A 7,089-nucleotide genomic window follows, 5' to 3' on the forward strand; every position below is an offset into this window, starting at 1 on the left:
GGGGTCGAGGGTATGCGCGCGATCAGTCGGCGAAACCTGCTGAGTATGGGAGTTGGTGCGGCCGCGGCGCTGGGCGTCGCCGGCTGCACCTCGTCGTCGGACGCGGGGGCGGACAAACAGAAGGCGAAGAACTCCGTCCAGGCCCGCCCCCAACTCATCGGTGACGGCTCGACAGCGATATATGGCCCACAGCCGCATCAGCCGAAAGCACCCGAACGGCTGGAACCCGGACAGACTCCTCCGCAGTTCGTGGTCTTCTCCTGGGACGGTGCGGGAGAGGTCGGCAACGGCCTCTTTCCCCGCTTTCTCAAGCTCGCCAAGGACCACGGCGCGGCCATGACCTTCTTCCTGTCCGGCCTCTATCTCCTGCCCGAATCCCAAAAGCACCTCTACGAGCCCCCGGGCAACCGGCGCGGCGCCTCCGACATCGGCTACCTCAGCGACGAGCACATCAAGGAGACGCTGAAGCACGTGCGCCAGGCATGGCTGGACGGCCACGAGATCGGCACCCACTTCAACGGCCACTTCTGCAGCGGTGCGGGCGCCGTGCGGCACTGGAGCCCCCAGGAATGGCAGTCCGAGATCGACCAGGTGATGGACTTCGTCACCAAATGGCGTACGAACACCGGCTTCCGGGATCTCGACCCGCTGCCTTTCGACTACCGCCGCGAACTCGTCGGCGGCCGCACCCCGTGCCTGCTCGGCCAGGAAAATCTGCTGCCCATCGCCAGGGAACTCGGCTGGCGCTATGACGCCAGCTCGCCCGGCGGCCGGCAGATGTGGCCGAAGAAAAGGATGGGAATCTGGGACTTCCCGCTCCAGCAGATTCCCTTCCCGGGTCACTCTTTCGAGGTGCTCTCGATGGACTACAACATACTCGCGAACCAGTCCAGGAGGTCCACCAAGGCGCCGCCCGCCAACTACCCCGGATGGCGGCAGCAGGCCACCGACGCATATATCTCCGGATTCCGCCGCGCCTACGAGACCAATCGGGCGCCGTTCTTCATCGGCAACCACTTCGAGCAGTGGAACGGCGGCATCTATATGGACGCCGTCGAGGAAGCGCTCAAACACATCGCCAACGAGCAGAACCGGGATGTCCATCTCGTATCGTTCCGGCAGTTCGCCGACTGGATCGACGCCCAGGACCCCGAGGTGCTGTACAAGCTGCAGCAGATCCCCGTCGGCCAGCGCCCCAAGGAGGGCTGGAGGGCCTACCTCTCCACGGCCTGACATGCCCGTTCGATCCGGCGGCGGGCCCGGCGAGGGGGGTGTGGAAGATCCGGAAAAGGCCCATGCGAAACTTTTCACATGAGTGCTAGCCGCGCCCCACGCCGCCTCGCGCGCCGACGCCGTACCACCCTGCTCGCCGCGGGCACCGCGGCCGCCGCACTGGCACTGAGCGCCTGCGGCGACGGTGCCTCCGGCGGCTCCGCGCAGACCCGGTTCGTCCAGGGCAAGGACGGCATCGACACCGTCGAGCGCGGCAACCGGCAGCCGGCGCCCGCACTGTCCGGCGAGACCACCACCGGCAAGAACCTCGACGTCGCCGACTACAAGGGCAAGGTCGTCATCCTCAACGTCTGGGGCTCGTACTGCGGCCCCTGCATCGCCGAGGCGCCGAACTTCGCCAAGGTCTTCAAGGAGACCCAGAGCAAGGGCGTGCAGTTCGTCGGGATCAACACCCGCGACACCGACAAGTCGCTGGCCACCAACTTCGAGGACGAGCACAAGGTCCCCTACCCCAGCCTGTACGACCCGACCGGCAAGCTGATGCTGCGCTTCCCCAAGGGCAGCCTCAACCCGCAGGCCATCCCGTCCACCATCGCCATCGACCGGCACGGCAAGATCGCCGCGCGCTCGCTCGGCCCGCTCACCGAGGACGCGCTGCGCAAGATGGTCACCCCGCTGATCGCCGAGAAGTGATCACGTGATCCAGCTCGCCGTCGCGGAGAACCAGACCGTCCTCACCGGCACCCTGCTCGCCGCCGTCCCCATCGCCCTCCTCGCCGGGCTCGTCTCCTTCTTCTCGCCCTGCGTCCTGCCGCTGGTCCCCGGCTACCTGTCCTACGTCACCGGCGTCACCGGCACCGACCTCGCCGAGGCCCGCCGCGGGCGGATGCTGGCCGGTGCCTCCCTCTTCGTCCTCGGCTTCACCGCCGTCTTCGTCTCCGGCGGCGCGCTCTTCGGGTTCTTCGGCCAGACCCTGCAGACGTACAAGGGCGTCCTGTCGAAGATCCTGGGCGTGCTGATGATCCTGCTCGGGCTGGCCTTCGCCGGCGTGCTGCAGCGCTTCGGCCAGCGCGAGCTGCGCTTCCACACGAAGCCCGCCATGGGACTGGCCGGCGCGCCCGTGCTCGGCGTGCTCTTCGGCATCGGCTGGACGCCGTGCCTGGGCCCCACCTTCGCCGCCGTCAGCGCGCTCGCCTTCTCCGACGCCAGCGCCGGCCGCGGCGCCCTGCTCACCGTGGCGTACTGCCTGGGCCTGGGGCTGCCGTTCCTGGCCGTGGCCGTCGCCTTCCGCCGGGTGCTCGGCGCGTTCGGCTGGGTCAAGCGGCACTACCAGTGGGTGATGCGGATCGGCGGCGGCATGATGGTCGCGCTCGGCATCCTCCTCGTCACCGGCCTCTGGGACAGTCTGATGTCCGAGCTGCAGAGCTGGACGCAAAGCTCCACCGTTGGGATCTGACTGATGTCCACCAAGACCGACACCCCCCGCGAGCCCGGTTCCACCCCCGAGCCGGGCGGCGACCTGGGCGCCGCCGGATCCCAGCTGTCCACCGCGCCCAAGGAGGACATCACCCTCCCCTCCCTCGGCCCCATCGGCTGGGTGCGCTGGTTCTGGCGGCAGCTGACCTCGATGCGGGTGGCGCTGCTGCTGCTCTTCCTGCTGTCGATCGGCGCCATCCCCGGCTCGCTGATCCCGCAGATCAGCATCGACCCCGTCAAGGTCGACCAGTTCAAGGCCGACCACGCCACCCTCGGCGACATCTACGACAAGCTCGGGATGTTCCACGTCTACAGCTCGGTGTGGTTCTCCGCGATCTACCTGCTGCTGTTCATCTCGCTGATCGGCTGCATCGTGCCGCGCAGCTGGCAGTTCGTCGGACAGCTCCGCGGCCGCCCGCCGGCCGCCCCGCGCCGACTGACCCGGCTGCCCGCCTACACCACCTGGCGCACCGAAGCGGACCCCGACGAGGTCCTCGCGGCGGCCCGGCGGATGCTGAAGAAGCGGCGCTTCCGCGCCCACCGGACCGGCAGCGCCGTCGCCGCCGAGAAGGGCTATCTGCGGGAGGTCGGCAACCTCGTCTTCCACGTCGCGCTGATCGTGATGCTGGTGGCGTTCGCCGTCGGCAGCCTGTGGAAGTCCGAGGGCGGCAAGCTGATCACCGAGGGCGACGGCTTCGCCAACAACCTCACCCAGTACGACGACTTCAAGTCGGGCCCCTTCTTCGACACCGACACCCTGGAGCCCTTCGGCTTCACCCTCGACAAGTTCGAGGCGACCTACGAGCGCACCGGACCGCAGAAGGGCACCCCGCGCGTCTTCCGCGCCCACATCACGTACTTCTCCGGCGCCGACGGCAAGGAGCACAAGACCGCGATCGAGGTGAACACCCCCCTCGACATCGCCGGCTCCAAGGTCTACCTGCTCTCCCACGGCTACTCGCCGGAGGTCACCGTCAAGGACGGCCGCGGCAAGGTCGTCTACAAGGGCGCAGTGCCCTTCCTCCCGCAGGACAGCAAGAACTTCACCTCGACCGGCGTGGTCAAGGTCCCCGGCGCGCAGACCAAGGACGGCAAGCGCAACCAGCTCGGCTTCCAGGGCTTCTTCGTGCCGACGTTCGGCGGCAAGGGCTCCGGCTCGATGTTCTCCCAGTTCCCCGCGCTGGACTACCCGGTGCTGACGCTGACCGCCTACCACGGCGATCTGGGCGTCTCCTCCGGAGTGCCGCAGAACGTCTACCAGCTGGAGAAGAAGAACCTCAAGCAGTACAAGACCAAGGGCCGCCCGCTCGCCCAGATGATGCTGCCCGGCGAGACCATGAAGCTGCCCAACGGCGACGGCAGCATCCAGTTCACCGGCGTCAAGAGCTGGGCCAGCTTCACGATCTCCCACCAGCCCGGCAACGGCCTCGCGCTGACCGGCGCGGTCGCCGCCCTGCTGGGCCTGGCCGGCTCGCTGTTCATCCAGCGGCGCCGGGTATGGGTGCGGGCCGAGCGGGGTGCGGACGGCACCACCATCGTCGAGCTGGCCGGACTCGGCCGCAGCGAGTCCGCCCGGCTGCCCGAGGAGCTCGCCGAGCTCGCGGCGGCACTGGAACCCGACGCCCCGCTCGCCCCGGAAGCCGCCCCCGGCACCGAGACCGGGGCCGGCACCGAATCCGGCACCGAGACCGAGGCCGGCACCCCCTCCGAAGACCCCGCGGAGCCCACTGACTCTGACGGTCCTGCTGACCCCTCCGAAGGAGCGCGCGCGTGAACATCGCGGCCGCAGCCAACGAGACAATGGCGCACAACAGCAACCTGCTGGTCTATTCGGCGATGGCGATCTACACGCTCGCCTTCCTCGCGCACATGGCCGAGTGGGTGTTCGGCAGCCGCAGCAAGGTCGGCCGCACCGCCGCCGCCCTGACCGCACCGGCCGCGGCGCCCGCCGCCTCCGCCACCCAGGCGGCGCAGCAGCGCGGCGGCACGGCCGTACTGGAGCGCCCCAAGGTCATCACCAAGGCCGTCGCCGGCAGCCGCGACGTCCCCGACGGCCCCGGCGCCGCCGGCGGCACGGAGAAGGGCGACCTCTACGGCCGGATCGCCGTCTCGCTGACCGTCCTGGCCTGGGCCCTGCACGTGGGCGGCGTCGTCACCCGCGCCCTGTCCGTGGAGCGCGCCCCCTGGGGCAACATGTACGAGTTCTCCACGACCTTCGCCGCGGTCGCGGTCGGCCTCTACCTGCTGCTGCTCGTGCTCAAGAAGAACGTCCGCTGGATCGGCCTGCCCCTGGTCACCACCGTCCTGCTCGACCTCGGACTCGCCGTCTCGGTCCTCTACACCGCCAGCGACCAGCTCGTCCCGGCCCTGCACTCCTACTGGCTGTGGATCCACGTCAGCTGCGCGATCCTCTCGGGCGCGGCGCTCTACCTCGGTGCCGTCGCCACCCTGCTGTTCCTCTTCCGCGACCGCTACGAGGCCAAGCTCGCCGACCCCGCCGGCAAGCAGCCCGGCGCCTTCGCCACGTCCGTACTGGAGCGGCTGCCCGCGGCCGCCTCGCTGGACAAGTTCGCCTACCGCGTCAACGCCACCGTCTTCCCGCTGTGGACGTTCACGATCATCGCGGGCGCCATCTGGGCCGAGGCCGCCTGGGGCCGCTACTGGGGCTGGGACCCCAAGGAGGTCTGGTCCTTCATCACCTGGGTCGCCTACGCCTGCTACCTGCACGCCCGCGCCACGGCCGGCTGGAAGGGCCGCAAGGCCGCCTGGCTGGGCCTGATCGCCTTCGTCTGCTACCTGTTCAACTACTACGGCGTGAACATCTTCGTGACGGGCCTGCACTCCTACGCGGGAGTCTGATCCACGGTCGCACCCGTACCCGGCGTCCCCTCGGGCGCCGGGTACGGCCGTTCCCGGGGCAGCAGCGCGGCGGCCGCCGCCATGTCCCCCGAGCGCACCCGCGCATGCACCTCGCGGGCGAGCGCGGTGACATCCGTGATCGCCACCGTCCACTCGTCCGCGTACCGCCGCGACGCCTCACCCGCCAGCCCCAGCTGCAGTGAGCGGTACGGCAGCGGCCGCAGCCGCAGATCACGCTCCGGGTCCCACTGCACCCGCGCCGGCGAGCCCTTCAGCCGCCGCCGGAAGTCGGCGCGGTCGGCGTGCTCGCCCGGGTCGTAGTGCGACAGGCAGGCATTGCGCAGCGCCCAGTCGAATCCGGCCCGGTCGATCTCGACGGCCAGCACGGTCTCCTGGTCGGCCTTGGCGCCCCATCCGCAGCGGTACATCATCCACAGGAACGACGGCTTGATCCACGTCATCCGCTCCCGCTTCCACGCCGCGGGAAACCGGCCGTCGCGCGCGGCCGGGAGGCCGAGCGCCGGCGCGTACGCCTGATAGACGGTGACGGTCCGTTCGGTGTACCGGGCGCGGATACGGCGGCAGGGCTCGCCGTGCGGCGCGTCCGGAGGGTGCGAGGCCGGGAGGCGCGGTGCGGCGGAGTGCGGACGAACCCGTACGGGGACATCGGAACCGGTGCTGCTCATGGCGCGCCATCCTGGCGGACGCCCGGCACCGCGGCCACCCGATTACCGGGCCGGACACACCGCCCGGCGCTCACCCGCCCCCGATGTCCTCACGCCACAGCGCCGGCCGCGCCTCGATGAAGTCCCGCATCATCCGCGCGCACTCGGGGTCGTCCAGCAGCACGATCCGCACACCGTGCCGGGCGAGCCAGTCATGCCCGCCGTGGAACGTCCGGGCCTCGCCGATCACCACCCGCGAGATCCCGAACTGGCGCACCAGACCGCTGCAGTACCAGCAGGGGGAGAGGGTGGTGACCATCGTCGTACCGCGGTAGCCGCGCTGCCGGCCGGCGGCGCGGAAGGCCGCCGTCTCCGCGTGCAGCGAGGGATCACCGTCCTGGACCCGGCGGTTGCGGCCGCGGCCCAGCAACGTGCCGTCCGGCCCGTACAGCGCCGCGCCGATCGGGACACCCCCCTCGGCCAGCCCGGCGCGCGCCTCCTCCAGCGCCGTCGCCAGCATGGCGCGGGCCTGCTCCTGCAGATGGTCGGGGTGCCCGGACGGGTCGCTGTGGCCGTCGACGCCACCGCGCAGCCGGAACTCGTCGCGGTCCTGACCCCAGTCCTGCGTACGGTCCATGAGATCACCGTACGCCGCGCGGGACCGCCGCGGCGGCGCCGACCGCCCTGCCGGCACCGGCCGGCCGGCTCGCCCTCGGCAGGCCGCGGCCTTTCCGACCCCGACCCATCGGACAGGCCCTAGCTGTACTCGGCCATGAGGTTGGTAACTCGCGTCGGTAGTTGATCAAGAAGAGACCTCCGGGCGTAGTGGAGATGCCTGTCTTCACCACAACCGGAG

Annotated in this window: 7 protein-coding genes; 5 read left to right on the forward strand and 2 right to left on the reverse strand. The window is 70.2% G+C overall.

Going from position 1 to position 7,089, the window contains the following annotated elements:
* Positions 1-12 precede the first annotated feature (12 nt).
* The 5 genes from ACZ4NB_RS36315 (at position 13) to ccsB (ending at position 5,568) form a co-directional block, all read left to right on the forward strand.
* Positions 13-1,233 (forward strand): polysaccharide deacetylase family protein, encoded by a 1,221-nt coding sequence (locus ACZ4NB_RS36315; protein ID WP_467667313.1) that lies wholly within the window; start codon positions 13-15, stop codon positions 1,231-1,233.
* 78 nt (positions 1,234-1,311) lie between these two features.
* Positions 1,312-1,926, forward strand: a complete 615-nt coding sequence (locus ACZ4NB_RS36320) for a TlpA family protein disulfide reductase (RefSeq protein WP_467667314.1) — start codon at positions 1,312-1,314, stop codon at positions 1,924-1,926.
* Positions 1,927-1,930: 4 nt separating this feature from the next.
* Positions 1,931-2,689, forward strand: a complete 759-nt coding sequence (locus ACZ4NB_RS36325; protein ID WP_467667315.1) for a cytochrome c biogenesis CcdA family protein — start codon at positions 1,931-1,933, stop codon at positions 2,687-2,689.
* Between the two features lie 3 nt (positions 2,690-2,692).
* On the forward strand, positions 2,693-4,483 hold the full coding sequence (resB, locus tag ACZ4NB_RS36330; protein ID WP_467667316.1) for a cytochrome c biogenesis protein ResB: 1,791 nt from the start codon (positions 2,693-2,695) through the stop codon (positions 4,481-4,483).
* Positions 4,480-5,568: a c-type cytochrome biogenesis protein CcsB gene (gene ccsB, locus ACZ4NB_RS36335; protein ID WP_467667317.1), complete on the forward strand. Its 1,089-nt coding sequence runs from the start codon at positions 4,480-4,482 to the stop codon at positions 5,566-5,568. The genes resB and ccsB overlap by 4 nt, the downstream gene beginning before the upstream one ends.
* On the opposite strand, the gene ACZ4NB_RS36340 is transcribed toward ccsB, so the two are convergent.
* Positions 5,553-6,254 carry a DUF4291 domain-containing protein gene (locus ACZ4NB_RS36340; RefSeq protein ID WP_467667318.1) on the reverse strand — a complete coding sequence of 234 codons (702 nt, stop codon included), beginning with the start codon at positions 6,252-6,254 and terminating at the stop codon, positions 5,553-5,555. The genes ccsB and ACZ4NB_RS36340 overlap by 16 nt on opposite strands.
* Before the next feature lie 70 nt (positions 6,255-6,324).
* Positions 6,325-6,870 (reverse strand): nucleoside deaminase, encoded by a 546-nt coding sequence (locus ACZ4NB_RS36345; protein WP_467667319.1) that lies wholly within the window; start codon positions 6,868-6,870, stop codon positions 6,325-6,327.
* Positions 6,871-7,089 lie beyond the last annotated feature (219 nt).

This window comes from Streptomyces sp. NPDC026575, from assembly GCF_055567415.1.